This is a genomic window from Microbacterium californiense, assembly GCF_047246625.1.
Lineage (GTDB): Bacteria > Actinomycetota > Actinomycetes > Actinomycetales > Microbacteriaceae > Microbacterium.
Genome location: NZ_JBFOKQ010000001.1, coordinates 263,530 through 289,622, shown reverse-complemented (window position 1 = coordinate 289,622; position 26,093 = coordinate 263,530). Strand labels below are relative to the sequence as shown.

Annotated in this window: 26 protein-coding genes; 20 read left to right on the top strand and 6 right to left on the bottom strand. The window is 70.2% G+C overall.

The features are described 5' to 3' along the window. Positions 1-8: 8 nt before the first annotated feature. The gene (map, locus tag AB3M82_RS01440) at positions 9-791 is read right to left on the bottom strand and encodes a type I methionyl aminopeptidase (RefSeq protein ID WP_412955134.1); all 783 of its coding nucleotides are present in this window, start codon (positions 789-791) and stop codon (positions 9-11) included. Positions 792-899: 108 nt separating this feature from the next. Between map and AB3M82_RS01435 the strand changes: the two genes are divergently transcribed. From AB3M82_RS01435 to AB3M82_RS01395, 9 genes are all read left to right on the top strand, one after another. Next, positions 900-1,388, top strand: a complete 489-nt coding sequence (locus AB3M82_RS01435) for an MFS transporter permease (protein WP_412955132.1) — start codon at positions 900-902, stop codon at positions 1,386-1,388. A 177-nt stretch (positions 1,389-1,565) separates the two neighbouring features. Continuing rightward, positions 1,566-1,913 carry a 50S ribosomal protein L19 gene (gene rplS / locus AB3M82_RS01430; RefSeq protein ID WP_412955130.1) on the top strand — a complete coding sequence of 116 codons (348 nt, stop codon included), beginning with the start codon at positions 1,566-1,568 and terminating at the stop codon, positions 1,911-1,913. 114 nt (positions 1,914-2,027) lie between these two features. Beyond that, positions 2,028-2,756 carry a signal peptidase I gene (lepB, locus tag AB3M82_RS01425; RefSeq protein WP_412955128.1) on the top strand — a complete coding sequence of 243 codons (729 nt, stop codon included), beginning with the start codon at positions 2,028-2,030 and terminating at the stop codon, positions 2,754-2,756. Further along, on the top strand, positions 2,753-3,412 hold the full coding sequence (rnhB, locus tag AB3M82_RS01420) for a ribonuclease HII (RefSeq protein ID WP_412955126.1): 660 nt from the start codon (positions 2,753-2,755) through the stop codon (positions 3,410-3,412). Before lepB ends, rnhB begins: the two co-directional genes overlap by 4 nt. Before the next feature lie 56 nt (positions 3,413-3,468). Beyond that, positions 3,469-3,795, top strand: coding sequence for a DUF2469 family protein (locus AB3M82_RS01415; RefSeq protein WP_017204525.1), 327 nt, complete (start codon positions 3,469-3,471; stop codon positions 3,793-3,795). A 117-nt stretch (positions 3,796-3,912) separates the two neighbouring features. Continuing rightward, positions 3,913-4,275, top strand: a complete 363-nt coding sequence (locus AB3M82_RS01410; RefSeq protein WP_412955125.1) for a YraN family protein — start codon at positions 3,913-3,915, stop codon at positions 4,273-4,275. Then, the gene (locus tag AB3M82_RS01405; protein ID WP_412955123.1) at positions 4,272-5,801 is read left to right on the top strand and encodes a YifB family Mg chelatase-like AAA ATPase; all 1,530 of its coding nucleotides are present in this window, start codon (positions 4,272-4,274) and stop codon (positions 5,799-5,801) included. The genes AB3M82_RS01410 and AB3M82_RS01405 overlap by 4 nt, the downstream gene beginning before the upstream one ends. Further along, on the top strand, positions 5,798-6,991 hold the full coding sequence (gene dprA / locus AB3M82_RS01400; RefSeq protein WP_412955121.1) for a DNA-processing protein DprA: 1,194 nt from the start codon (positions 5,798-5,800) through the stop codon (positions 6,989-6,991). Before AB3M82_RS01405 ends, dprA begins: the two co-directional genes overlap by 4 nt. Positions 6,992-7,101: 110 nt before the next feature. Further along, complete coding sequence (locus AB3M82_RS01395; protein WP_412955119.1) at positions 7,102-8,004, top strand: tyrosine recombinase XerC; 903 nt, start codon at positions 7,102-7,104, stop codon at positions 8,002-8,004. Positions 8,005-8,046: 42 nt separating this feature from the next. Here the strand turns inward: AB3M82_RS01395 and AB3M82_RS01390 are convergent, their stop codons facing one another. Next, positions 8,047-8,616: a M23 family metallopeptidase gene (locus tag AB3M82_RS01390; RefSeq protein WP_412955117.1), complete on the bottom strand. Its 570-nt coding sequence runs from the start codon at positions 8,614-8,616 to the stop codon at positions 8,047-8,049. Between the two features lie 298 nt (positions 8,617-8,914). Here AB3M82_RS01390 and rpsB point away from each other — a divergent pair, with 298 nt between their 5' ends. From rpsB to AB3M82_RS01345, 9 genes are all read left to right on the top strand, one after another. Beyond that, entirely contained in the window at positions 8,915-9,808 is an 894-nt protein-coding gene (gene rpsB, locus AB3M82_RS01385; protein ID WP_412955116.1) for a 30S ribosomal protein S2, read from the top strand. 44 nt (positions 9,809-9,852) lie between these two features. After that, positions 9,853-10,680, top strand: coding sequence for a translation elongation factor Ts (gene tsf, locus AB3M82_RS01380; protein ID WP_412955114.1), 828 nt, complete (start codon positions 9,853-9,855; stop codon positions 10,678-10,680). A 91-nt stretch (positions 10,681-10,771) separates the two neighbouring features. Next, positions 10,772-11,488 carry a UMP kinase gene (gene pyrH, locus AB3M82_RS01375; RefSeq protein ID WP_412955112.1) on the top strand — a complete coding sequence of 239 codons (717 nt, stop codon included), beginning with the start codon at positions 10,772-10,774 and terminating at the stop codon, positions 11,486-11,488. Positions 11,489-11,556: 68 nt separating this feature from the next. Continuing rightward, entirely contained in the window at positions 11,557-12,111 is a 555-nt protein-coding gene (gene frr, locus AB3M82_RS01370; protein ID WP_412955110.1) for a ribosome recycling factor, read from the top strand. Positions 12,112-12,116: 5 nt separating this feature from the next. Continuing rightward, positions 12,117-13,259, top strand: coding sequence for a phosphatidate cytidylyltransferase (locus AB3M82_RS01365; protein WP_412955108.1), 1,143 nt, complete (start codon positions 12,117-12,119; stop codon positions 13,257-13,259). Then, entirely contained in the window at positions 13,256-13,834 is a 579-nt protein-coding gene (locus tag AB3M82_RS01360; RefSeq protein WP_412955106.1) for a DivIVA domain-containing protein, read from the top strand. The genes AB3M82_RS01365 and AB3M82_RS01360 overlap by 4 nt, the downstream gene beginning before the upstream one ends. A 63-nt stretch (positions 13,835-13,897) precedes the next feature. After that, complete coding sequence (locus AB3M82_RS01355) at positions 13,898-14,572, top strand: aggregation-promoting factor C-terminal-like domain-containing protein (RefSeq protein WP_412955104.1); 675 nt, start codon at positions 13,898-13,900, stop codon at positions 14,570-14,572. Between the two features lie 9 nt (positions 14,573-14,581). Continuing rightward, complete coding sequence (locus AB3M82_RS01350; protein ID WP_412955102.1) at positions 14,582-14,869, top strand: hypothetical protein; 288 nt, start codon at positions 14,582-14,584, stop codon at positions 14,867-14,869. A gap of 2 nt (positions 14,870-14,871) precedes the next feature. Next, entirely contained in the window at positions 14,872-15,588 is a 717-nt protein-coding gene (locus AB3M82_RS01345) for an alpha/beta hydrolase (RefSeq protein ID WP_412957982.1), read from the top strand. 6 nt (positions 15,589-15,594) lie between these two features. Here AB3M82_RS01345 and AB3M82_RS01340 read toward each other — a convergent pair whose 3' ends face one another. Continuing rightward, positions 15,595-16,650: an AI-2E family transporter gene (locus AB3M82_RS01340; RefSeq protein ID WP_412955100.1), complete on the bottom strand. Its 1,056-nt coding sequence runs from the start codon at positions 16,648-16,650 to the stop codon at positions 15,595-15,597. A gap of 178 nt (positions 16,651-16,828) precedes the next feature. Between AB3M82_RS01340 and AB3M82_RS01335 the strand changes: the two genes are divergently transcribed. Together AB3M82_RS01335 and AB3M82_RS01330 are read left to right on the top strand one after the other, a co-directional pair. Continuing rightward, entirely contained in the window at positions 16,829-18,745 is a 1,917-nt protein-coding gene (locus AB3M82_RS01335) for a DUF8094 domain-containing protein (protein WP_412955098.1), read from the top strand. A gap of 5 nt (positions 18,746-18,750) precedes the next feature. Beyond that, positions 18,751-19,674, top strand: a complete 924-nt coding sequence (locus AB3M82_RS01330) for a tetratricopeptide repeat protein (protein WP_412957981.1) — start codon at positions 18,751-18,753, stop codon at positions 19,672-19,674. A gap of 12 nt (positions 19,675-19,686) precedes the next feature. On the opposite strand, the gene glgB is transcribed toward AB3M82_RS01330, so the two are convergent. The 3 genes from glgB to glgX all read right to left on the bottom strand — a co-directional run bounded on the left by glgB (position 19,687) and on the right by glgX (position 26,092). After that, on the bottom strand, positions 19,687-21,885 hold the full coding sequence (glgB, locus tag AB3M82_RS01325) for a 1,4-alpha-glucan branching protein GlgB (RefSeq protein ID WP_412955097.1): 2,199 nt from the start codon (positions 21,883-21,885) through the stop codon (positions 19,687-19,689). Beyond that, complete coding sequence (locus AB3M82_RS01320; RefSeq protein ID WP_412955095.1) at positions 21,882-23,954, bottom strand: alpha-1,4-glucan--maltose-1-phosphate maltosyltransferase; 2,073 nt, start codon at positions 23,952-23,954, stop codon at positions 21,882-21,884. Before AB3M82_RS01320 ends, glgB begins: the two co-directional genes overlap by 4 nt. Before the next feature lie 65 nt (positions 23,955-24,019). Continuing rightward, the gene (glgX, locus tag AB3M82_RS01315; RefSeq protein WP_412955093.1) at positions 24,020-26,092 is read right to left on the bottom strand and encodes a glycogen debranching protein GlgX; all 2,073 of its coding nucleotides are present in this window, start codon (positions 26,090-26,092) and stop codon (positions 24,020-24,022) included. Between the last annotated feature and the right edge of the window lies 1 nt (position 26,093).

Genomic DNA, 26,093 nt, shown 5'->3' with positions numbered 1-26,093 from the left:
GCGGCCGGTCAGCGCACGCCGAGGAAGGAGCGGTCCGTCAGGACGATCGGCCCGTCGGCGGTGATCGCGACGGTGTGCTCGGAGTGCGCGCCGCGCGATCCGTCGGCGCTGCGGAGGGTCCACCCGTCCGGATCGGTGATCAGCTCGTCGGTCGTGGCGAGGAACCAGGGCTCGAGGGCGAGGACCAGCCCCTCGCGCAGGGGGAAGCCGCGTCCGGCCCGGCCGTCGTTCGCGACGTGGGGATCGCCGTGCATCGTCCGGCCGACGCCGTGACCACCGAAGTCGGTGTTGATCGAGTAGCCCTCGCCGTGCGCGACGTCGGCGATCGCCGCCGAGATATCGCCGATGCGGTTGCCCACGGTGGCTGAGGCGATCGCCGCGTCCAGCGCGCGCTCCGTGGTCTCGATGAGCCGCAGGTCCTCGTCGCGCGGAGTGCCCACCACGAACGAGACGGCGGAGTCGGCCACCCAGCCGTCGACCGCGACGGCGAAGTCGAGCGAGACGAGATCTCCGTCGCGCACGGTGTAGTCGTGGGGGAGTCCGTGGAGCACGGCGTCGTTCACCGAGGTGCAGATGACCTTGCCGAAGGGGCTCGCGCCGAACGAGGGGTGGTAGTCGATGTAGCAGGACTCCGCGCCCGCCTTGCGGATCATGTCGTGCGCGCGACGGTCGAGCGCGAGCAGGTTCGTCCCGACCTTCGTCTCGTCGCGCAGCGTCGCCAGGGTCTCGGCCACGAAACGGCCGGCGGCGCGCATCTCGTCGATCTCGGCGGGGGTGCGCAGTTCGATCATCGGGTGTCCTCTCGTCTCCTCCATTCTCCCTGATCCGCGGAGAGCCGACGTCGCGCGCTCTCAGCGAACACCGGGCCGGCGACGGGCTCCGCGGCATAGCATTTGGCCATGTGGTTGCGACAGGCTCTCTTCCGGTGGCTCCTCCCAGCGGCGTTCCTGCTGCCGTTGTGGCTGGTCGTCGGCTGGGCCGTCTTCCAGGGCGGCTGGGCGATCCTCTGGGTGCTGTTCATCGCCGTGCCCTCGGTGTTCCTCGGCCAGCTGCTCCTGACCGTCCTCACGCGCTCGCGCCCGTCCGTGCGCGCCGAACGCGCCGTGTCGTGGTGGGACGTCGCGGGCTTCACGGCCTGGCATGGACTGACGATCGCGGTCGGATGCTTCATCGACGGTGCCTTCCCCTGGCTGCTCACCGGTGCCGTGGTCATCGGGATCGCCTTGATCTGGCTGCAGGTCTGGCAGTTGTGGAACGAGGCGAAGGGGAGCGGTGCCGGCATCCGTGAGACGATCACGTGGACCTCGATCCCGCGGGAGGACTCGCGGTCGGCACGTCCGCGCGATCCCGAGGTCATCGTGATCCGCGAGAAGGACTCGACGGACTGACGCCCGTCCCGGGGCGCGTTTTGGCGGCGTGTCCGATCCGTGGCAGAATGGGTGTTCGTGCCGTGACCGGCTCTGCCTCAGGGGAGCCCGCGGACGCGCAAGCGCCGTTCGGCACGACTTCCTTCTTGTTCCTTCCATCATGCATCCGACCTGTGGCGAGTGCAGAGAGAGACGATCATGCAGATCCTCGACGCCGTCGACGCGGCTTCACTCCGTTCCGACGTTCCCGACTTCTTCCCCGGTGACACCGTCAAGGTGCACGTCAACATCACCGAGGGCAACCGCTCCCGTATCCAGGTCTTCCAGGGCGTGGTCATCGGCCGCTCCGGCGATGGCGTGCGCGAGACCTTCACGGTCCGCAAGATCAGCTTCCAGGTGGGCGTCGAGCGCACCTTCCCGGTGCACTCCCCGGTGATCGACCACATCGAGGTCGTCACCCGAGGTGACGTGCGTCGCGCGAAGCTCTACTACCTCCGCCAGCTCCGTGGCAAGAAGGCGAAGATCAAGGAGAAGCGCGACCGCTGAGTCGCAGCCGCTCCACCGCACCCCGGGACACGTCGTCCCGGGGTGCTGTGTTTTCCTCCGGGTGTGCGACCCTTGATACTGCCGTTCGACGGCGCACGACCGAGAAGGAATCCGATGGCCACTGAAACCTCCGCCGCGACGACGACCAAGCGGCGCCGCGGCCTGCTGGTCTTCCTGCGGGACGTGCTGGTGATCGTGCTGATCGCCGCCCTCGTCTCCTTCGTCGTGAAGACCTTCATCGTTCGGTCCTTCTACATCCCGTCCGCCTCCATGGAGCGGACCCTGCTCGTCAACGATCGCATCCTGGTCGATGAGCTCACTCCGCGATGGACCGGCTATGAGCGGGGCGACGTCGTCGTGTTCCAGGATCCGGGAGGGTGGCTCGACGCGCAGCCCCAGCCGCCCGCAGCGCCGCCGCTCGTCCAGGCCGTCGACGGCTTCCTGACCTTCATCGGCCTCTCGGCCTCCGACTCGCAGGACCACCTCGTCAAGCGAATCGTCGGGGTGGCCGGCGACCACGTGGTCTGCTGCAACGCGCTCGGACAGATCACGATCAACGGTGCTCCGATCGACGAGACGGAGTACCTCAACCTCCCCGAGGGCGACACCGCCGCCTCCAACGCCCCGTTCGACGTCGTGGTCCCAAAGGACTCCCTGTGGCTCCTCGGCGACAACCGGGATCGCTCGCGCGACTCCCGGGAGCATCAGGACCTCCCCAGCGGCGGGTTCGTGCCCGTGGCCAACGTGGTGGGCCGGGCCTTCCTCACCACCTGGCCGTTCGAGCGCATCGGCGGGATCGACGGCCACCACGAGATCTTCTCCGGCGTACCGGACTCCGAATGACCGTCGTCGCTCCCAAGCTGACCCTGGAACGCCGCCTCCTGGGCGAGTGCGGTCTGGTCATCGCCGTGGACGAGGTCGGTCGCGGCGCGCTTGCCGGCCCGGTGGCCGTCGGGGCGGCCGTGATGGATGCCGCGGGCGCTCGGCGCCGCGTCCCCGAGGGACTCCGCGACTCGAAGCTCGTGAGCGAGAAGAGGCGCCCGGAGGTCGCGGCACGGGCGGCCGCCTGGGTGCAGGCCTCGGCGGTGGGATGGGCTTCGGCGGCCGAAGTGGACGAGGTGGGGATCATGCGGGCGCTCGGACTCGCGGCCTCGCGTGCCGTGCAGGCCGTCGTCGACCTCGGGGCGGCGGTGGACGATGCGCTGGTGATCCTCGACGGCAACTACGACTACGTCTCCGCCGTGCATCCCGTGCCACTGCGGGTGCGTCCCGTGATCAAGGCCGACCGCGACTGCGCCTCGGTCTCGGCCGCGTCGGTGATCGCCAAGGTGGCGCGGGACACGTACATGACCGAGCTGCACCCGGATCACCCGCAGTACCAGTGGGAGCGCAACAAGGGCTATGCCAGCCCCGAGCATCGCCTGGCGATCCAGGAGAGCGGATTGTCGCCGTTCCACCGGTCGTCCTGGGCGATCGCCGATGCGCCCACGCTGTTCTGAGGCTCCGCCGAAGGGTTTCCGCACGCGCCCCGTCGCGACCCTAGGATGGAAGCACCATGGATGAGGAAGCCTTCGACGACTACGACCGTGAGCTCGAGCTCGCGCTGTTCCGCGAGTACCGGGACGTCGTCTCGCAGTTCCAGTACGTCGTCGAGACCGAGCGCCGGTTCTACCTGGCGAACGAGGTCAACGTGGTGCGCCGGGACACCGAGCACGACTTCTACTTCGAGATCTCCATGAGCGACGTCTGGGTCTGGGACATCTATCGCGCCGATCGGTTCGTGAAGGCCGTACGCGTGCTGACCTTCAAGGACGTGAACGTCGAGGAGCTGCAGCGCCGCGAGTTCGAGCTTCCCCAGGAGCTGTCGCTCGACGGGGAGTGACCACAGGTCCGGCGACTGGTCCCGCACCGGACGCCGCACCGCGCAGTTGTCCCCAGAGGTCGGCTGCATCGATGCGCTCATCCATCCGACGGCGGGATCCGTCGACATGCTGTCGTCATGGCAGCCAAGGACGAACTCGGACGCGCGGGCGAGGACCGCGCCGCACGCTACCTGACCGATGCGGGCTACGTCATCCTCGACCGCAACTGGCGATGCGCAAAGGGTGAGCTTGACATCGTCGCCGCGCAGGGGAGCGCGCTGAGCGTCGTCGAGGTCAAGACCCGCCGCACCGCGCACTTCGGGCATCCCTTCGAAGCGATCGACGACCGCAAACGCCGACGGCTGTGGTCTCTCGCGCACGCCTGGATCCACGCGCATCCGCACCTCGCCGTCGGTCGCGAGGTCCGCCTCGAGGCCATCGGCATCATCGGGGATGATCCGGCATCGGGTGCGCTCGAGCACCTGGGTGACCTCTCGTGAGCACCACCCGCACGTGGTCGGTCGCGATCACGGGTGTCGACGGGCACCTCGTCGAGGTCGAGGCCGACCTCTCGAATCAGACGCCGGAGTTCAAGATCATCGGCCTGCCCGACAAGTCGCTCGGGGAGGCCGTGCAGCGCGTGCACAACGCGAGCAAGAACTCCGGGCTGGAGCTTCCCCGACGTCGGCTCACAGTGAACCTGTCGCCCGCAAGCCTTCCCAAGCACGGCTCCGGCTTCGACCTGGCCATCGCGGTGGCGACGCTCGCCGCCGGGGGCGCGATCTCGGGCCGGTCCATCCGGGACACCGTCCATATCGGGGAGCTCGGTCTGGACGGCCGCATCCGGACCGTGCCGGGCGTGCTTCCCGCGGTGTTCGCGGCGGCGCGCGCCGGTTTCGAGCGAGCGATCGTGCCGGCGGCGAACGCGGCGGAGGCCCGGCTCGTGCCCGGGATCGACGTGCGGGCGGCGGACTCCCTCGCGCGGGTGGCCGTCTGGCACGGCGCGGAGGTCGAGGTGCCGGACCTGGAGACGACGGATGCGGTCCGCCCGGACGGCGACCCGCAGGAGGCCCTGGACCTCGCAGACGTCGTGGGGCAGGAGAACGCGGTCGACGCCCTCATCGTCGCGGCGGCGGGCGGTCACCACCTGCTGCTGAGCGGGCCCCCGGGCGCGGGCAAGACGATGCTGGCTCGCCGTCTCCCCGGGATCCTCCCGGCTTTGACGGAGGAGGAGGCGCTGGAGGTCGCGTCGATCCGGTCCCTCGCCGGGGAGCACGTGGCGTCGCTGTCGTCCGTGCCGCCGCTCGAGGCACCGCACCACAGCGCCTCGGTCGCCGCCCTGGTCGGCGGCGGCTCCCGCGTCGCCCGGCCGGGAGCCATCGTCCGTGCGCATCGGGGTGTGCTGTTCCTCGACGAGGCCGCGGAGTTCTCGCGGGTCGCCCTGGACGCTCTTCGTCAACCTCTGGAGGCCGGCTCGATCGTGGTCGATCGCGCCGGCTTCACGGCCCGCTTCCCTGCGCGGTTCCAGTTGATCCTGGCGATGAACCCGTGCCCGTGCGGGAATTACGGCGTGCGCGGCGTCGAGTGCACGTGTCCGTCCGTGGCGATCCGTCGCTACGCCGCGCGGCTCTCGGGGCCGCTGCGCGACCGGGTGGACATCGAGCTGCAGGTCTCGCGCGTCGCCGCGCACCGGGCGATGGCCGGCACGCGCGCCGACCTCGACACCGCGCAAGCGCGACGGCGAGTGGCGGACGCCCGATCGCGCGCGGCGGAGCGTTGGCGCTCGACGCCCTGGCGGCGGAATGCGGACATCCCCGGCACCTGGCTGCGCCAGGGCGCGCTGCGCCTCGACGGCTCGGTGCGAGCACCGCTGGATCGTGCGCTGGAGCGCGGTGCGCTGACGCTCCGCGGCTACGACCGGGTTCTCCGTCTAGCGTGGACGATGGCCGACCTGGCGGGCCTTCCCCGACCGGGACAGGACGAGATCGGGCGTGCGCTCCTGCTGAAGCGGGGGTTCGGGGGATGATCGACCTTCTTCTCCGAGACGCCGCCGTACGCCAGGCCGCGCGGAGCCTGCGTCCACGAGGCGATCTCGAGCACACCGTCGCCCGAACCGCCTGGTCGGTGATCGCCGAGCCGGGGGACGGGGCGGCCGGCGCGCTGATCCGCGAGCTGGGGCCCGTCGAGGCGTTGCGCGTCGCTCTCTCCCCGGAGGACGGGACGCTCCTTTCGCCCGCGAGCTCGGTCGCGCCCCACATGCGTCGCGCGTGGGCGGAAGCGCGGCAGCGATGGAGGCCCCGTGCGCACGAGGAGGCCGTCGAGCGCGCCCTGCGGAGCGCCGCCCAGGTCGGGGCGACGCTGCTGCTCCCGGAGGACGAGGAATGGCCCCGTCGGGTCGATCATCTCGGGTACCACGCACCGCAGGCGCTGTGGGTCCGTGGCGACGCCGGGCTCCTGCAGCGCGGGCCGAGAGCGTCCATCGTCGGCGCCAGAGCCTCGAGCGCTTACGGCGAACAGGTGGCAGCCGATCTCGCCGGCGATCTCGCCGCGCCGGGCGCCGTGATCGTGTCAGGCGGCGCGTACGGCATCGACGGCGTGGCCCATCGCGCAGCGCTGGCCGTGGGCGGGGCGACGGTGGCGCTCCTCGCCGGCGGGGTCGATCGGGCATACCCGGCGGGGCATCATCAGCTGCTCGCCCGCATCGCCCGCGACGGGGCAGTGGTGAGCGAGCTGCCGTGCGGCTCCGCGCCGACCAAGTGGCGGTTCCTCGCCCGCAACCGCGTCATCGCCGCGCTGGGCGATGCGACCGTCGTGGTCGAGGCGGGGTGGCGCAGCGGGTCCCTCAACACGGCGGGCCATGCCGCCGAGCTCGGGCGCCCGCTGGGGGCGGTGCCCGGACCCGTGACGTCGCCCGCATCGGCGGGATGCCACCGGCTTCTCCGCGAGTACGACGCCCGCTGCGTGACGACCGCCGCGGAGGTGCGGGAGCTGTGGGGCGAGACGTCGGGCGAGCGGCCGAACGGGGAGAAGGCCCCGCACCCGGACCGCACACGCCTCCTCGATGCCCTGAGCAGCCGGACCGCCGTGACGGAGGAGGAGCTCGCGCGCAGATCGGGACTGGACCCCGACCGCGTGAGGGCGCAGCTGGGCCTGCTCGAACTGGAGGGCATCGCCCACCGGACCGATCGAGGGTGGCGGAGCAGCGGCGCGGGCTGATGCGAGCGGCCTCCGAGCGATCCGAACCGTCGCGATGCGCTCGACGGCCGGGTGCGGGACGCACGGTGCGGCGTCGCCGCAGGGGAGCGGGGTGCGGGCATGCTGGGGACATGGAACTCGCCGCGGCCACCGAGGCTTTCGTGACGCACCTCGAACGAGTGCGTCGGCTGTCTCCCGCCACGGTCCGCGCCTACCGATCCGACCTCCGGGACCTGGGCGAATCGGCCGGTCCGATCGACGTCGGGGCGGTCGACCTCGAGGTCCTCCGCGAATGGCTTTGGCGAGCGACCCAGCGCGGCGACGCCCGGTCGACCCTCGCCCGCCGCGCCGCGGCCGCCAGGTCTTTCTTCGCCTGGGCGCGGGATCAGGAGCTGGTCGCCGAGGATCCGAGCCTGCGCCTGGTCGCACCCAAGAGGGGTCGAACGCTGCCGACGGTCGCCTCGCAGGACGCGATGATCGGGCTCCTGGACGAGCACCGGCAGCGCGCGGCACACGGGGACCCCATCGCGCTCCGCGATCACGCGGTGCTCGAGCTGTTGTACGGGGCCGGCATCCGTGTGTCGGAGCTCTGCGGCCTCGACATAGACGACATCGATCCGGAGCGCCGCACCGCCCGGGTGCTCGGCAAAGGCTCCAAGGAACGCGTGGTCCCCTTCGGCCGGCCGGCGGGGGAGGCGCTCGAGGCCTACCTCCGTCGCGCGCGTCCCGCCCTCCTGCTGCGCAGCGATGCCGCCAGCCCCGCCGTCTTCCTGGGCGTCCGCGGCGCGCGGATCGGTCCCCGAGCGGTGTACGCGCTCGTCGCGGAGGCGCTCGCGCCGATCATCGGCACCGAGACCGTGGGACCCCACGCCCTCCGTCACACCGCCGCCACCCATCTCCTCGACGGGGGCGCCGATCTCCGCGCGGTCCAGGAGATCCTCGGGCACGCGAGCCTCGGGACCACCCAGATCTACACGCACGTCTCGGCCGAGCGCCTGACGGCCACCTATCGCCTGGCGCACCCGCGCGCCTGAATCCCGCGCCCTGAGCCTTCGCGGCGACGCCGCGCTCGCGGATCACCGCGCCCCGCAGCACGGCAACAGGATCGCCCGCTCCACGGCGCCGAACAGCAGCAGCGGATTGATGTACTCCCCGTCCACACGCACGCCGAGGTGGAGGTGCCCGATGGTGGCATGCCCGCCGCTCGCGACCGTGCCGATCTCCTCGCCCGCCGCGACCGGGTCGCCGGCTCGCAGCGGGGACTCGACCGGCTCGAACGTCGACACGAGCCCACCCGCGTGCTCGATGGTGAGCACAGGGCGGTCCACGACCACCCCGCAGAATGCGACGACGCCCGCAGCCGGAGCCCGGACGGGGCGCCCGGACGATGCCGCGAGGTCGATGCCTCGATGCCCCGCACCATAGGCGTGGGCCGGAGCGCGGAACGGCTCGACGACCGTCCGCGGACCGTCGAGCGGCCAGCGCCACCCGTCCTGCCGCTCCGATGCGGGGCGCCGGGGCAGGCCTTCCATCGATCCGGCACCGGCGGACACCGTGGTCGCGGCGGCGAGGCCCGGCGGCGCCGCGACGGAGCAGCACAGCAGGACGAGCAGCAGCGCGCAGAGGGTGCGACGACGGGAGGGCATGTGTCGATGCTGCCGTCCCGACCGATCGCGGCGGGCGCATCGTCCGCGCCCGAGCCGTGCGCGGGGGAGAACGTCGCGCACGCCGTCCCGGTGCAGGACCGGCGATGCCATGGCGTCCTGTATGCTGGACGAGCACCTCGATATCGGGGTGACTACGCGTGCCCACAGCGATCTCGATCGCGGCATCCACTCCCGCAGGTCCTTCTCACGAAGGCGGGTGTGCGCCGGGCACCAGGAGCCCGATCGACCGATCGGCATCAACCTCAACGGCGCTCCGCGCCAGAACAAGGAGACGACCATGGCTGTGGTCACCATCCGCCAGCTGCTCGACAGCGGCGTGCACTTCGGACACCAGACCCGTCGGTGGAACCCGAAGGTCAAGCGCTTCATCCTCACGGAGCGCAGCGGCATCCACATCATCGATCTCCAGCAGTCGCTGGGCTACATCGACAAGGCGTACGACTTCGTCAAGGAGACCGTCGCGCACGGCGGCACCATCCTGTTCGTCGGGACCAAGAAGCAGGCGCAGGAGATCCTCGCCGAGCAGGCCACCCGCGTCGGCCAGCCCTTCGTGAACCAGCGCTGGCTCGGTGGACTCCTCACCAACTTCTCCACGATCTCCAAGCGCCTCGCGCGCATGAAGGAGCTCGAGGAGCTCGACTACGAGACCCCGGCGAACAGCGGCTTCACCAAGAAGGAGCTCCTGCTCAAGAAGCGCGAGCTCGACAAGCTGCACAAGTCGCTCGGCGGTATCCGCAACCTCACCAAGACGCCGTCGGCCCTGTGGGTCGTCGACGCCAAGCGCGAGCACCTCGCCATCGACGAGGCCAAGAAGCTCGGCATCCCGGTGATCGGCATCCTCGACACCAACGCGGACCCGGACGACTTCCAGTACCCGATCCCCGGCAACGACGACGCCATCCGCTCGGTGTCGCTGCTGACGCGCATCATCGCTGACGCCGCGGCCGAGGGCCTGCAGCAGAAGCACAACCCCGAGGCCGGCGACGCCGAGCCCCTCGCCGAGTGGGAGCGCGAGCTGCTCGAGACGCCCGCCGAAGAGGCCACCGAGGCGACGGTCGTCGAGACCCCTGCCGACGAGGCCGGCGCTGAGGCGCACGACGAGGCCGTCGCAGCCGCTTCCGGCGAGGAGACCGCTGAGGTCGCCGCCGCCGAGGCCGCGGACGCCAAGTAATCCCTCGACCACCACACACATCACGAAGCAAGGAGCCACCACACATGGCCAACTTCACCATCGCGGACCTCAAGGCGCTGCGTGAGCAGCTCGGCACGGGAATGGTCGACACCAAGAAGGCGCTCGAGGAGGCCGACGGCGACGTCGAGAAGGCCACCGAGATCCTTCGTCTCAAGGGTGCGAAGGGCAACGCGAAGCGCGCTGACCGTTCCACCAGCGAGGGCCTGGTCGTCGCCCGCGAGCAGGACGGCGCCGTGACGCTCGTCGAGCTCGCCTGCGAGACCGACTTCGTCGCCAAGAACGAGCGCTTCATCGCGCTGGCCGACAAGGTCGCCGACGCCGTCGCCGCTGTCAAGGCGGACTCGGTCGAGGCCGCGCTGGCCGCCGATGCGGCGGGTCAGCCCGTCGAGCAGCTGATCTCGGAAGAGGCGGCGATCATCGGCGAGAAGGTCGAGCTGCGCCGCGTGCGCACCATCTCGGGCGACAAGGTCGAGGTGTACCTGCACCGCACGAGCAAGGACCTCCCGCCGCAGATCGGCGTCGTCGTCGCCTACACCGGTGACGACGCGGAGACCGCTCGCAGCATCGCGCAGCACATCTCGTTCGCGAACCCGACGTACCTCTCCCGCGAGGACGTCCCGGCCGAGGCCGTCGAGAAGGAGCGGGAGATCGTCACCGAGATCTCCCGCAACGAGGGCAAGCCCGAGGCGGCTCTGCCCAAGATCGTCGAGGGTCGCGTCGCGGCGTTCATCAAGCAGGTCGCCCTGCTCGAGCAGGACTACGCGAAGGACAACAAGCTCTCGGTCGCCGAGGTGGCGAAGAACGCGGGTATCACCGTGACGGACTTCGCGCGCTTCAAGGTCGGCGCGTAGCAGTGTCGAAGGGGTTCGGGTCCGATGGATCCGAACCCCTTCTTCATGCCCAGGAGGCACTATCTTGAATCGGGACGAGAGGACAACCCCCATGACCGAACGCACCGGACGCCGCCGCGTCCTTCTGAAGCTCTCGGGCGAGGCCTTCGGTGCCGGACAGCTCGGGGTCAACCCCGACGTCGTCGGCCAGATCGCGCGAGACATCGCGGCAGCGGTCGATCGGGTCGAGGTGGCCGTGGTCGTCGGGGGAGGGAACTTCTTCCGCGGCGCGGAGCTGAGCCAGCGCGGCATGGACCGCGGTCGTGCCGACTACATGGGCATGCTCGGCACGGTGATGAACGCCCTGGCCTTGCAGGACTTCCTCGAGCAGGCGGGGGCGGCGACCCGCGTGCAGTCCGCGATCTCGATGACCCAGGTCGCCGAGCCCTACATCCCGCGTCGGGCGGAGCGCCACATGGAGAAGGGGCGGGTCGTCATCTTCGGCGCCGGCGCCGGGCTCCCGTACTTCTCGACCGACACCGTGGCCGCACAGCGCGCGCTCGAGATCGGGGCTCAGGAGGTGCTCGTCGCCAAGAACGGCGTCGACGCGATCTACACCGCCGACCCCAACAAGCACGCGGACGCCGAGCGCATCGATCGCGTGACGTACCGGGATGCGCTGCAGCGCGGGCTCAAGGTCGTCGACTCGACCGCCTTCAGCCTCTGCATGGACAACAACATGGACATGCGCGTGTTCGGCATGGAGCCCGCGGGCAACGTGACCCGCGCCCTCCTCGGCGAGCCCATCGGCACGCTGGTCACCGCCTGAGCCGGTGACGCGGGGGAGCTGCCTCCGCCCGATAGAATTTGCAGAACACCTCGACGATAGGAGATGCCGTGATCGCGGACGTCCTCGCTGAAACCACCACTCGCATGGCACGGGCGGTCGAAGCTGCCAAGGAGGACTTCTCCACGGTGCGCACCGGTCGTGCGAACCCGCAGATGTTCCAGAAGGTGCTGGTGGACTACTACGGCACGCCGACGCCGATCGCGCAGCTCGCCTCGCTGGCGAACCAGGAGGCGCGGACGCTCATCATCACGCCGTACGACAAGTCCGCTCTGAAGGCGATCGAGCAGGCGATCCGCGACATGCCGAACCTGGGCGCGAACCCGACCAACGACGGCAACCTCGTCCGGGTCACGATGCCGGAGCTCACGGCCGAGCGCCGCAAGGAGTACGTCAAGCTCGTCAAGTCCAAGGCGGAGGACGCCAAGGTGCACGTCCGCGGCATCCGCCGCAAGGCGAAGGACGAGCTCGACGCGCTCAAGAGCGAGCTCGGCGAGGACGAGATCGTCCGCGGGGAGAAGGAGCTCGACGTCCTCACCCGCCAGCACGTCGAGCTCATCGACGACGCGCTGAAGCGCAAAGAGGCAGAACTCCTCGAGGTGTAGCCCCGATGTCCGACGACACTCGTGATGCGGAGGACGGCCCGCCGCTGACCCGCCGCGAGGCGCGCGATTCGCCGACCCCCGCCCCGGGGGCGCCGCTGTCCGATGGAGCGTTCCCGGAATTCGACGCCACGCGGATCCCGCCGCGACCGCCGCTCCCCGCCGAGGAGGCGCGTCCCACGGGCGGATGGCTCGACACCGCGGATCACAACGCCATCCGCGAGCAGTGGAGGGCCAAGCGCGACGAGTTCGGCACGCACATCTCGAACGCGCGCGATCAGTTCGACCAGGCGAACGAGCGCATCAAGCAGCGCACCGGGCGCGACCTCGTGCTGGCGATCGTCATCGGCCTCGCCTTCGGGGCGGCCCTGCTCGGCTCGCTGCTGTTCATCAAGGCACTGTTCGTTCCCTTCGCCCTCGCCGCTGCGCTGCTGGGCGTGTACGAGCTGTCCCGTGCGCTCCGCGTCTCCGGGCGCCGCATCGACATCGCCCCGCAACTGATCTCCGCCACGCTGCTGGTCGTTTCGGCGTACTTCGCGGAGATGTGGCTGTGCTGGGTCGTCCTGTTCCTCGCCGTCGCGCTGGTCGTCGTCTGGCGCCTCATCGGGCAGATGGTCGCGAAGGACGGACGCACGTACGGCGATGTCCTCGCGGACGCCGTCATCGGCGGGTTCGTGCAGGTCTACGTGCCGTTCCTCGCGGCCCTCGCCCTGATCCTGCTGAACCAGGAGGGGGGCCAGTGGTGGGTGCTGACCTTCGTCGTCATCGCCGTGGCCGCAGACACCGGCGCCTACGCTGCGGGCCTCGCGTTCGGACGTCATCCCATGGCCCCGCGCATCAGTCCGAAGAAGACGTGGGAGGGCTTCGGCGGTGCCGTGATCGCCGCGTCGACGGCGGGCGTGCTCCTCGGGCTCTATCTCCTGGAGCTTCCCTGGTGGGGCGGTCTCGTCCTCGGCGTCGCGATCCTGGCGACGGCGACCCTCGGCGACCTCGGCGAGTCGATGCTCAAGCGCGACCTGGGGATCAAGGACATGAGCTCCTGGCTGCCCGGGCACGGAGGTCTGCTCGACCGGCTCGACAGCATCCTTCCCTCCACCGTCCCCGCCCTCTGCCTGTACTTCCTCCTCTCTCCCTGGGTGGTGCTCACATGAACGATCAGAAGCAGGACGAGCGCAGCGCGCGTTCGGCCGGCCCGGCCTTCGCGCTGACGTCCGGCCGCACACGCGGGTATCACCGCGCGGCCGTCGACACGTTCCTCGCATCTGCGCGCGAGGCCTTCGAGCAGAACGGCGACCTGACGGCGGAGGACGTCCGGACGGCGTCGTTCCCGCTCGTCAAGGGCGGTTACGTCGTCGCCGAGGTCGATGCGGCGCTCAGCAGGGTGGAGGATGCCTTCGCGGCCCGCGAGCGAGACCGCGCCGTCCGCTCGGCCGGCGCCGGCGCCTGGGTGGAGCAGGCCCGCGAAGACGCCCAGGTGATCCTCGATCACCTCGCGCGTCCTCGTCGGCGTCGATTCGCCCGCGCCGGGGTGCTCACGTTCGGCTATCGGATCGACGAGGTCGACCACGTCGCCGGACGCATCGTGCGGTTCCTGCGCGACGGCGACGAGCTCACCGCCGAGCAGCTCCGCTCCGCGGCCTTCCGAATGCAGCGCGGCGGTTACCGCGAGGAGCAGGTCGACGCCCTCCTCGACGCGACGATCGACGTGATCCTCGCCGTCCGCTAGTTCCCACCGTCGTCCCAGGCTGGGATGGCTAGACTGTCCACCATCGTGAATTCCCGGAACGTCATGACTCTCGAACGACACGACGCCTCGCCTGTGCCCGCCGCGTCGGCAACGTCCGCGCGCCGCGGCACCCGCCGCTGGTCGCGTCGCCGTGGAGTGGCCGGCGTGTTCAGCTCGCTCGCCGTGGTGGGATTCGCCGCCGCCATGGTCGCGCCGACCGCCGTCGCGCTCGCGGATCCGCCCGAGACGGACGAGCCGGAGTCGGCGTACTCGGTCGCGCTGGCCGACACCCAGAACATCACCGTCACGGTGGAGGGGGCGACGATCGCTCCCGTCGAGCGCGGCACGTTCGAGATCTACGTGAAGCCGAAGCCGCCGCCCCCGCCCGCGCCGGCAGCGACGACCTCCTCGAGCGGAGAGAAGTCGACGCCGTCGGCCGCGCCCCTGTTCTACACCGGCGGCGGAGCCCCCGCGGAGTGGATGGCCGCTGCGGGAATCGCGGAGAGCGACTGGGGATACGTCGACTACGTCGTCTCGCGCGAGAGCGGCTGGAACCCGAACGCGACCAACAAGGGATCCGGCGCGTGCGGGCTCGTGCAGGCGCTGCCCTGCAGCAAGGTCCCCGGCAACGGCTACAACCCGGTCGACAACCTCCGCTGGGCGAACGGCTACGCCGTGGGCCGGTACGGAAGCTGGGCCGGGGCGCACGCCTTCTGGGTCAAGAACCACTGGTGGTGAGTCGGCGTCATGCCGCGCTCTCGACGCCGCCCTTCGTCGCGCCCTGAGGCGGAGGACTCCTTCGAACGTCTGCTCGCCGGATGGAAGCGCACCGAGACGCGCCGGGGATCCACCTGGACGGTGCAGCCGGTGTCGGCGCTGCAGGCGCAGAAGGAGTACAGCTGCCCGGGCTGCGGCCGCGTGATCGAACCGGGTACCGCCCATCTGGTGGCATGGCGTGCGGACGGCGTGCTCGGCGACGCCGCTGACCTGGCCGCACGACGACATTGGCACACTCACTGCTGGAGGATCGCGTGACGATCGAGATTCGTGGACCCTTGGAGCTGCCCGCCCGACGGGAGGACGTCGAGCTCGTGACCCTCGACGGCCTGACGCTGGTGGGGGAGCTCGCCACACCCGAGGACGCCGCCCCCGCCGCGACGCTCGTGACCCTGCATCCCCTGCCCACCGCGGGCGGGTTCATGGACTCGCACATCCTCAGGAAGGCCGCCGCACGACTGCCGGCGCTGGCCGATCTCGCCGTCCTGCGTTTCAACACGCGGGGCACCACCTCCCCGCGCGGCACGAGCGAGGGGACCTTCGACGGCGGAGACGCAGAGCAGTTCGACGTCGCGGCCGCGATGGCCTTCGTCGCGGACCGCCGTCTCCCGAAGCCGTGGCTGGTCGGTTGGTCGTTCGGGACCGAGCTCGCGCTCAAGTACGGCCGGGAGCACGACGTCGAGGGTGTCATCCTGCTCTCCCCGCCCCTGCACCGCGCGACGGATGCCGAGGTCGCGGCGTGGGCCCAGGATGGCCGTCCGGTCATCGTCCTGGTCCCCGAGTTCGACGATTACCTGCGGCCCGACGCGGCGCGCGAGCGGTTCGCCGCCATCCCGCACGCGCAGGTGATCGCCGTCGAGGGCGGGAAGCACCTGTGGGTCGGCGAGTCGCAGACGCGTCGGGTGCTCACGGAGATCGTCGCCGCCGTGAATCCGTCGGCGCTGCCCCTGCCGACGGAGTGGCCGACCTCCGACTGACCGGGGTCAGAGCTCGTTCATCCGCGGGATGAGCACCTGGCGGTAGAGGATGAGGATGCTGGCCGCCACCGGGATGGCGATGAGCGCGCCCAGCAGTCCGAGCAGGCTGCCGCCGGCCAGCGCCGCGACGACGACGACCGCTCCGGGCACGGACACCGCGCGGCTCATGATGCGCGGGGAGATGATGTACGCCTCGATCTGCATGTAGATCAGGTAGTAGACCCCCGCGGCGATCGCGGTCTGCGGGGAGCCGAGGCCCGGGATCAGGCAGATGAGCACGATCAGGGTCGACCCCGTGAGGGTGCCCACCAGGGGGATCAGCGAGAAGAAGAACGCGACCACGGCGAGGACCGCGGGGAAGGGCGCCTGGATGATCGAGAGGAAGATCGCGCTCAGGATTCCGTTGATGACGCCGAGCGACACCTGGCCCATGACGTAGTAGCCGACGGAGTCGGTGATCTGATCGGCGAGGTCGATGAAGCGGTCGCGGCGCGACGCGGGCGCGAGCTGGTAGACCGCCCTCTTGAGGGACGGCGTCGACGCCGTCAGGTAGATCGTGAGGATGAGCACGATGAACGCCCCGAAGAGACCCGAGATGATCGAGGTCCCGATGGCGATGACGCTCTCCGTGATCGACCCCCAGTTCTCGAGCAGCCAGTCGGTCAGGCGCGTGAACGAGTCGTCGATGAACGAGGGCTGGACGGCAGGGAAGACGTCGATGATCCAGTTCTTCACGTCGCCGATGTAGGTGCTCTGCAGGAAGAAGGTGATGCGGCGCACGAGCTGGGTGATCTGATCGACCAGGATCGGCAGGACCATGAGCACGATCCCGGCGAACACTCCGAGCACGCCGAGGATCGTCACCAGCACCGACAGCCAGCGCGGGAGGTTGCGGCGTTCCAGGAAGGCCACGACGGGGTCGAGCCCGAGGCTGAGGAAGAGGGCGGTGCCCAGGTAGAGGAGCACGGTCGACAAGGTCTGGACGCTGCCGATCAGGAGGATGCCGAGCCCCACGCCGAGCGTCGCCACCAGGGCGGTGCGGAAGGGGTTGTGGATCTTCATCGGAGCTCCTCGCGACGGACTCCTGCCAGGCTACCGAGCGGGATGAGTGAAGCCGCCACGACGTGCCGCGTCCCGCCGCAGGCGCCGTCTTTTGGGCAACACACAGGTGCTTTCGCTAGTCTGAAATGTCGAGTGTTGCGCCCTGCATCGGCATCCGGGGCGCGTGAGGAGACTATTCGTGCGTTTCGTATGGGCCGTCCTGGCCTTCGTCCTGGCCGCGGTCCTGATCGGTGCCGGTATCGCGCAGCGCACCGTCTTCATGGGGCCCTCGTCGCTGCAGGAGCAGGTCGAGGTCGAGGAGCCCGCGCCCTTCGTGCTTCTCGACGGTGAGGTGCTGCGCTCGCACCCGGGGTCGCAGACCCTGCTGGTGCGCGGCGAGGGGGACATCTTCTCGGCGTTCGGACGCACGGCCGACATGGAGGCGTGGCTCTCGGACTCCGACTACAACCGCGTCACCGTCGGCGATGACGGCGAGTTCGACGTCGAGCTCGTCACCGCACCGACCCCGGAGGGTTCGACGGGCGAGGACGACGCGGCGACGGACGACGCGGCCGCGGGCCGCAACCCCGTCGGCTCGGACCTCTGGCTGGATTCGTTCAGCGACACCGACGCCCTGATCTCGGACAACATGCAGCTGCCGGAGGGGATGAGCATGCTGGTCGCCTACGACGGCACGGAGGATGCTCCCGACGACATCGTCGTCTCCTGGCCCCTCGACACCTCCACCCCCTGGGCGGGTCCTCTCATGGTCGCCGGGGGAGTGGTGCTGCTCGCCGGCCTCGTCCTCTACGTGCTGGCCATCCGCCACCAGCGGCGGGGGCGCGGGCCGCTCCGGAAGGGTCCCGGCCCGCTGCCGGTCACGCAACCCATCGACGTGGCCGCCCTTCCCGAGCGGGAGCGCGAGGCGCTGGAGGCATCGGACGGGGATCGCCCTCGGGACGCCGATCCCGCGGACGGAGCGGATCACGAGGTCGTCGACGAGAAGCGCGACGCGGAAGGGAAGAGCTCGATGCGCGCCACTGCCTCGGCTCGTCGACGGCGTCTGCTCGCGGTCCCGGTCCTCGGACTCACCGCGGTGCTCGCGGCCGGCTGCTCGGCCGATTCCTGGCCCCAGCTGGGCGGGGGAGAGGCGTCGCCCTCGCCGACGCCGACGGTGATCGCCCCCGAGAACCAGAAGCCGCCGGCCGTCACCGAGGCGCAGGCGACGCGGATCCTCCAGGAGATCTCGTCCACGCTGAGCGATGCCGACACGAACGTCGACATCGAGGCGGCGAAGACGCGGCTCGACGGTCCGGCACTGACCGCTCGGACGACCGACTACGCCCTGCGCACCGCCCTCCCCGAGTCCGCTCCTCCCAGCGCGATCCCGACCGATCAGGTGGAGGTCGTGCTCCCGGAGGCGACCGATCGCTGGCCGCGCACCGTCATGCTGCTCTCGAAGAGCACCAGCGACGAGACCGTACCGCCGGTGATCCTCACGATGACACAGCAGGACCCGTGGTCGAACTACAAGGTGACCAACATGGCCTCGATGGCGGCGGACGCGGTCTTCCCGGACGTCGCGGCCAGCTGGCTGGGCACCTCGCTCGTGCCGGCCGACTCCGCGTTCCTGAGCCTGCCGCCGGGCCAGCTGGCTGAGGCGTTCGCGGATGCGGTCGACCAGGGCGAGCAGAGCGCCTCCTACCCGCTCTTCGACGACCTGTCGCACACGCTCATGACGTCGATCGTCGACAGCCGTCAGGCGGTCGTGCAGAACCTCGCCGACAACGGCGCGGCCGAGACATCCGCCGTCGCCTTCGACATGGTGCCGACGGATGACCCCGCCGTCTCCATGACCACGCTGGACAGCGGTGCGATCGTCGCGATCACCCTCACCGACTCCGAGACGGTCACGCCGACGTCCGCGGACGCGGTGATCCGCTTCGGCGACAACGCGCAGGCCAAGGCCCTCACCGGCGCCGCGGAGTCGGCCAAGGGCGTCATCACGACCTACGAGTTCCAGCTCTTCTTCTCCGTGCCCGCCCAGGGCTCGAACGACCAGATCAAGCTCCTGGCTTCCCGTCAGGATCTCGTCTCCGTAGAGGTGATCAAGTGACCGAGATGTCTCCCGCCGCCCTGCGCGGCGCCGTCGACCTGTCGACGCTCCGCAACCGCCCGTCGGCGCCCACCCCCGCGTCGACCGGAGGGTCGGCGTCGATCGTGACCGACGTGGTCATCGACGCGACGGATGAGACCTTCGGCCAGGTGCTGGAGATCTCCCGCACGGTGCCGGTCGTCGTGGACCTGTGGGCGGAGTGGTGCGGTCCGTGCAAGCAGCTGAGTCCCATCATCGAGAAGGTGACGCGGGAACTCGGCGGCCGGGTGCTGCTGGCGAAGGTCGACGTCGACGCGAATCCGCAGCTCGCTCAGGGCTTCCGGGCCCAGTCGATCCCCATGGTCGTCGCGGTGATCGCCGGACAGCCGGTGCCGATGTTCACCGGAGCCGTGCCGGAGGCCCAGGTGCGCGACGTCTTCGCCCAGCTGCTCCAGGTGGCGGGGCAGAACGGCGTCACCGGGACACTCGACGTCGGTGCGCCCGTCGACGATGCCGAGCCCGTTGCCGAGCCGGAGCTTCCGCCCCTGCACGCCGAGGCCTTCGCGGCCATCGAGGCGGGGGACTATCCGGCGGCGATCCGCGCGTATGAGAAGGCTCTCGCCGAGAACCCCCGCGACGAGGACGCGATCGCGGGACTCGGCCAGGTCCGTCTCCTCGACCGCGTGCAGGGGCTGGACCTGCAGGCCGCCCGTGCCGCGGCAGCCGCTGCCCCGCAGGAGGTCGCGGCGCAGTTCGCGGTCGCGGATCTCGACATCGCCGGCGGCCACGTCGAAGACGCGTTCGCCCGTCTGCTCGATCTGTTCGCCCAGTTGCCCGCCGACGAGCGCACCCCGGTCCGGGAGCGCCTGGTCGAGCTCTTCGGGCTCGTCGGAGCGACGGATTCGCGCGTCGTCTCCGCGCGGAACCGCCTCTCCTCGCTGCTCTTCTGAGGCGCCGTCCCGTCAGCCGTGGTTCACGGTGGGGACGTGCGGGTCGTTCTGGTGCCGCAGCCAGATGGTCGACAGCGCGGGGAGCGTCATCGTGGCGACGGGCGCACCCTCGCCTTCGGCGTGGGCGACGACCATGCCGAGGTTGCCCGAACCCCGACCGCCGTACTCCGAGGCGTCGGTGTTGAGGATCTCGTTCCAGACCCCCTCGAGCGGGAGCGCGAGGCGGTAGCCGCCGCGTTCGACGCCGGCGAAGTTGCTGATGATGACGATCCGGCCTCCGTTCGCGTCGCGACGTTCGAACGCGATGACCGACGGATCCCAGCTCGGTGCGCCGATGCGGGTGAACGAGCCGCCGTCGTTGTCGCGCTGCCACAGGGGTGCCTGCGCACGATAGGTCCGGTTGAGAACGCCGACGAACTCCTGCAGCTGCGCGTGCGACGGCTGCTCGAGCAGCCACCAGTCGAGCTCGCGCGATTCCGACCACTCCGCGAGCTGGCCGAACTCCTGTCCCATGAAGAGCAGGTTCTTGCCGGGGTGGCCCCACATGTAGGCCAGGTAGGCCCGGACGTTCGCCAGCTTGTGCCAGTGGTCTCCGGGCATCTTGTTGACGAGGCTGCCCTTGCCGTGCACGACCTCGTCGTGACTGATCGGCAGCAGATAGTTCTCGCTGAAGGCGTACACGAACGAGAAGGTCATCTCGCCCTCGTGGTGGGCTCGGTGCAGAGGGTCGCGCTGGATGTACTGCAGCGAGTCGTTCATCCACCCCATGTTCCACTTGAAGCCGAAGCCGAGTCCGGCGTGCGAGGTCGGCGCGGTCACTCCGGGGAAGCTGGTCGATTCCTCGGCGATCATCATGACGCCCGGGTGCAGCCGGTACGAGGTCGCATTGACCTCCTGGAGAAATCGGATCGCCTCGAGGTTCTCGCGCCCGCCGTGGATGTTGGGCTCCCACTCGCCCTCGCGGCGCGAGTAATCGAGATAGAGCATCGATGCGACGGCGTCCACACGGAGCCCGTCGACGTGGAACTCCTCGAACCAGTAGAGGGCGTTCGCAACCAGGAAGTTGCGGACCTCGGGCCGGCCGTAGTCGAAGATCAGGGTGCCCCAGTCCTGGTGCTCGCCGCGTCGGGGGTCCGGGTGCTCGTACAGCGCCTGACCGTCGAACTTCGCGAGCGCGAAGGCGTCCTTGGGGAAGTGCCCGGGGACCCAGTCCATGATGACCCCGATGCCCGCCTGGTGCAGACGGTCGATCAGGTACCGCAGGTCGTCCGGCGTTCCGAAGCGGCTCGTCGGAGCGTAGTAGCCGCTGACCTGATAGCCCCAGGAGCCTCCGAACGGATGCTCGGCCAGGGGCATGAACTCGACGTGGGTGAACCCGGCGGCCGTGACATGCTCGATCAGCGGCTCGGCGAGGTCCCGGTAGCCCAGGCCGCCCCGCCACGAGCCGACGTGCACCTCGTACACGGACAGCGGCTGCGCGACCGCGGAGGTGGTCGCCCGCCGCGTGAGCCAGGCGGCATCGCCCCAGCGGTGGGACGACGCGGTGACCACGGAGGCCGTGGCCGGCGGGACCTCTGCGGCCTCGGCCATCGGATCGGCCTTGAAGACCCAGGCGCCGGTGCGCGTGCGGATCTCGTACTTGTAGCGGGTGCCGACCGCCAGCCCGGGGATGAACAGCTCCCACAGGCCGCTGATGCCCATCGAGCGCATCGCGTGCGCCTCTCCGTTCCACCCGTTGTGGTCGCCGACGACGCGCACGGCGGTCGCGTTCGGGGCCCACACGGCGAACGCGACGCCCTCTTCACCCGACACGGTGCGCGGGTGGGCGCCCAGCACCGCCCAGAGCCGCTCGTGGCGTCCTTCGGCGATGAGGTGCACATCGAGCTCGCCGAGCGTCGGGAGGTGGCGGTACGGATCCCCCTCGATGGTCTCCTCCCCGTCCTGATAGGCGGTGGCGATCCGGTAAGGGACGGGCGGGCCGTCGTGTCGTGCTTCCCAGATCCCGTGCGCGACATGCGACAGGGGGGCGCGCTTCCCGTCGGCGAAGACCGCGGCGACGGTGGACGCGAGCGGTCGGCGGACCCGGATCGTCGTGACGGTCCGCCCGGCGGCATCCTTCTCGGGGTGCGAGCCGAGCACCGCGTGCGGCGCGTGGTGGGTGCCCGAGGCGACGGCCTCCCACTCGGTGGATGTGACGTCGATGGAGCTCATGCGCGCTGCCTCACCTTCAGGATGTGCACCGGTTCGGCGAAGGCGTCGAGCCGGACGTAGTTGTGATCGGACCAGGTCCACACCGATCCTGTCAGGAGATCCTCGACCTCGAAGGACTCGCCGGCCGGGACACCCCAGATCGTCGTGTCGAGGTGGACCGTGGTCTCGCGGACGGAGTGCGGGTCGACGTTCGCGACGACGATGAGCGTGTCGGCCTCGCCCGTGCCGGTGAACTCGGCGGCGAGGTGCTTGCTGTAGACGAGGATCTGGTCGTCGTCGCTCCAGTGCGCCGAGAAGTTGCGGAGCTGGCGGAGGGCGGGGTGCGCGCGGCGGATCTCGTTGAGCCGGCGCAGCAGGGGAGCCAGCGACTCGCCGCGTTCCTCCGCTCCCTCCCAGTCGCGGAACTTGAACTCGTACTTCTCGTTGTCGATGTTCTCCTCCGAGCCCGGCCGAGCGACGTTCTCGACGAGCTCGTATCCCGCGTAGACCCCGTACAGCGGCGTCGCGGTGGCGGCGATGCACGCACGGATGCGATAGGCCGCGCGACCGCCGAACTGCAGATACTCGGTGAGGATGTCGTGGGTGTTGACGAAGAGGTTGGGCCGCATGTAATCGCTGGTCTCCTGCGACACGGAGGTGAGGAATTCCTCGAGCTCCTCCTTCGTGTTGCGCCAGGTGAAGTAGCTGTAGCTCTGCTGGAACCCGACCGCGGCCAGCGCGCGCATGACCGCCGGCCGGGTGAACGCCTCGGCCAGGAAGATCACGTCCGGATCCTCTCTGTTGACGGTGGCGATCAGCCACTCCCAGAACTGGAGGGGCTTGGTGTGGGGGTTGTCGACGCGGAAGATCTTGACGCCCTGGGCGACCCAGTGGCGGACGATGCGGAGCATCTCCGCGTAAATGCCCTCCGGGTCGTTGTCGAAGTTGAGCGGATAGATGTCCTGGTACTTCTTCGGCGGGTTCTCGGCGAAGGCGATGGTGCCGTCGGGGAGCGTCGTGAACCACTCCGGGTGCTCGGTCACCCACGGGTGGTCGGGAGAAGCCTGCAACGCCAGGTCCAGGGCGACTTCGAGTCCCTCGCGCTGCGCGGCGCGCACGAAGGCACGGAAATCCTGTGCCGTCCCGAGCTCGGGGTGGATCGCGTCGTGCCCGCCCTCTGCGGAGCCGATCGCATAGGGCGATCCGGGATCGCCCGGTTCGGCGACGAGGGTGTTGTTGCGCCCCTTGCGGTTCGTGGTCCCGATGGGATGGATCGGGACGAGGTAGATCACATCGAAGCCCATGGCGGCGACCCCCGGAAGCCGCTTGGCGGCGGTGCGGAAGGTGCCGCTCTTGACCGTGCCGTTCTTGAGTCGGCGGGCGCCCTCCGAGCGGGGGAAGAACTCGTACCAGGCGGCGGCTCCGGCGGCCGTGCGGTCGACCACGAGCGTCTGCGCGGTGGTGTGCGAGCGGAGGGTCGTCACCGGGCGGTCAGCGAAGATCCGGGCGAGCTCCGGGTCCGTCGATAGCGCGAGCGCCGTCTCGCCCGAGCCGCCGTCGAGCGATGCCGCGTCGGCCAGGAGGCGCTTGCGCTCTGATGCCGGGCGGTCCTTCTCGCCGGCCGCTCGCCGCAGCAGCTCGGCGCCCAGCGCGGCCATGACGGGAACGTCCACGCCCGCCGCGACCTTCAGCTCGGCGGCGTGCGCCCACGTGGCGAAGTCGTCTGAGAAGGCCTCGAACCGGTATGTCCAGCGGCCCTGGACGTCGAGCGCGATCTCGGCGCCCCACGCGTCGGTGCCGTTCTGCCGGGGTGTGAGGCGGTGCAGGGTCTCGCCCCCCTGGGGATCAGTCACGCGCACGTGGACGCCGATGATGTCGTGCCCCTCACGGAAGGCGACCACGCTGAACGGCACGACCTCTCCGACGAAGGCCTTGGCCGGGAAGCCGCCAGGGACCGACGGTCGCCCGTTCAGCAGGGGGATGCGCGGCGTGCGGGTCTCACCGCCCCGATCCTCGTCCGCGCCCGGGCGCAGGGGGATCTGGGCGGAGCTCCGGAGAGCGGGGGACGGAATCACGACGCGTGCAGCCACACCCCGAATGTACCGTCCGGCTCAAATGACGCACAGGCGCTGGACATCCGGCGCGAAGAACGACATCATTCGACCCGGAAGAGCCGCATCGACGTCCCCGGCACCGAGAGCACCTCGCCGGGGACGAAGACCTCCTCGTCATCGGTCGGTCGCTCCTGTGCGCTCGTCCAGAGGGAGACGAAACGCGTCGCTCCCTCGATCTCCGTGGGCAGTCGCACGTCGATCGGCGACTCCGTGCCGTGGACGATCAGGAGGATGCGATTGGGATCCTCGCTTCCCGGAGTCGACGCGGCGACGTACTGCAGCGTCCGATGACCGGGATCCGCCCACTGGTCGCTCTGGATCGTCCGGCCGTCCTGGTCGTACCAGTCCATGACGGAGGCGTGCGGGATGTGCTCCCCGAGTCGGGCGTACCGGCTCGGCCGCAGCGCCGGGTTCTCCGAGCGCAGGCGGAGGAGGCGGACGACATGGGCCCGCAGGTCCTGCTGCCACGGCTCGAGGTTCCACGGGAGCCAGGTGAGCGCCGAGTCCTGGGCATAGGCGTTGTTGTTGCCGCGCTGGGTGCGCCCGACCTCGTCGCCGGCGGTGAGCATGGGGATGCCGGCGGAGAGGAGGAGCGTGCCGAGCAGGTTGCGCATGGCCTTGCGGCGCGCGGCGAGGATCGCCGGATCGTCCGTGGGTCCCTCGGCGCCGTGGTTGAACGCACGATTCGTGTCGGCGCCGTCGCGGTTGTGCTCGCCGTTGCCCTCGTTGTGCTTCGCGTCGTACGAGACGAGGTCGTGCAGGGTGAACCCGTCGTGCGCCGTGATGAAGTTGACGCTGGCCAGCGGCCCGCGGTCGTCGGCGAACGTGTTCGAGGATCCGGCGAGACGGGTAGCGAAGCCGCCGATCCCGACCGGTGCGGATGCTCGTCGGGCGTAGTCGATGTCGCTCAGCCAGAAGTTGCGCACGCGGTCGCGATAACGGTCGTTCCACTCGTGCCACCCGGCGGGGAAGTTGCCCGTCTGCCAGCCCCCGAGCCCCACGTCCCACGGCTCCGCGATCAGCTTCACGTCCTGGAGGTCGGGGTGCTCCGAGATCGCCACGAGCAGCGGATGCTCCGGCGTGTAGGTGTGCGACGCATCGCGCCCGAGCGCGGTGGCGAGGTCGAAGCGGAAGCCGTCGATCTGCATGTCCCGCGCCCAGTAGCGCAGGGAGTCCAGCACGAGGCGGGCTCCGGCATCCGTCGACGTGTCCAGCGTGTTGCCGCACCCGGTGGTGTCGATGTACGCGCCGGACGCCTCCTGGCGGTAGTAGCTCGCGTTGTCGATGCCGCGGAGACTCGAGCGCGGTCCCCCGAGGCCCTCTTCGGAGGTGTGGTTGTACACGACGTCGAGGATCACCTCGAGTCCGGCCTCGTGCAGGAGCCGCACCATGCCCTTGAACTCGGCGAGCACCGCCTCCGGCCCGGCCTGTCGCGCCGCCTCGGTGGCGTAGGCCGTGTGGGGGGTGAAGAAGTTGAGGGTGTTGTAGCCCCAATAGTTCGTGAGCCCGCGCTCCAGCAGGCGCGGCTCGGGGACGAACGCCTGCACCGGGAGCAGCTCGACCGAGGTGACGCCCAGCGACTGCAGATGCGCGATCATGGCCGGGTGCGCAAGACCCGCGTACGTGCCGTGCAGGGCCGGGGGGACATCGGGATGCCGCTTCGTCATCCCTTTCAGGTGCCCCTCGTAGATCACGGTCCGGTCCAGCGGGATGCGGGGCTTGACCGACCCGCCCCAGTCGAAGCCGTCCGCCATGACGACGGACCGCCATTCTTCGTAGCCGTCGCCCTGGGCGAGGCCTCGCGCATAGGGGTCCAGCAGGAGCGTCTCCGGGTTGAACGTGTTCCCCGGACCGTGGGGCCCGCCGACGCGGATCGCGTACCGGGTCCCGGCCTGCAGCAGGGGCGTCGTGACCTCCCACACCCCTCCGGGCGTGCGTTCCAGGGCGATCTGGTCGGTCACCCAGTCGAGGTCCGTCGCCTCGAAGACGACGAGTTCCACGGACGACGCATTGCGCGACCAGACGCGGAGAGTGCCGACCCCGTCGTGCAGACGGACGCCGAGGTCGTCGAGGGCTGGGCCGCCGGGCGCGGCGAAGTCACGGGACACGGGCATG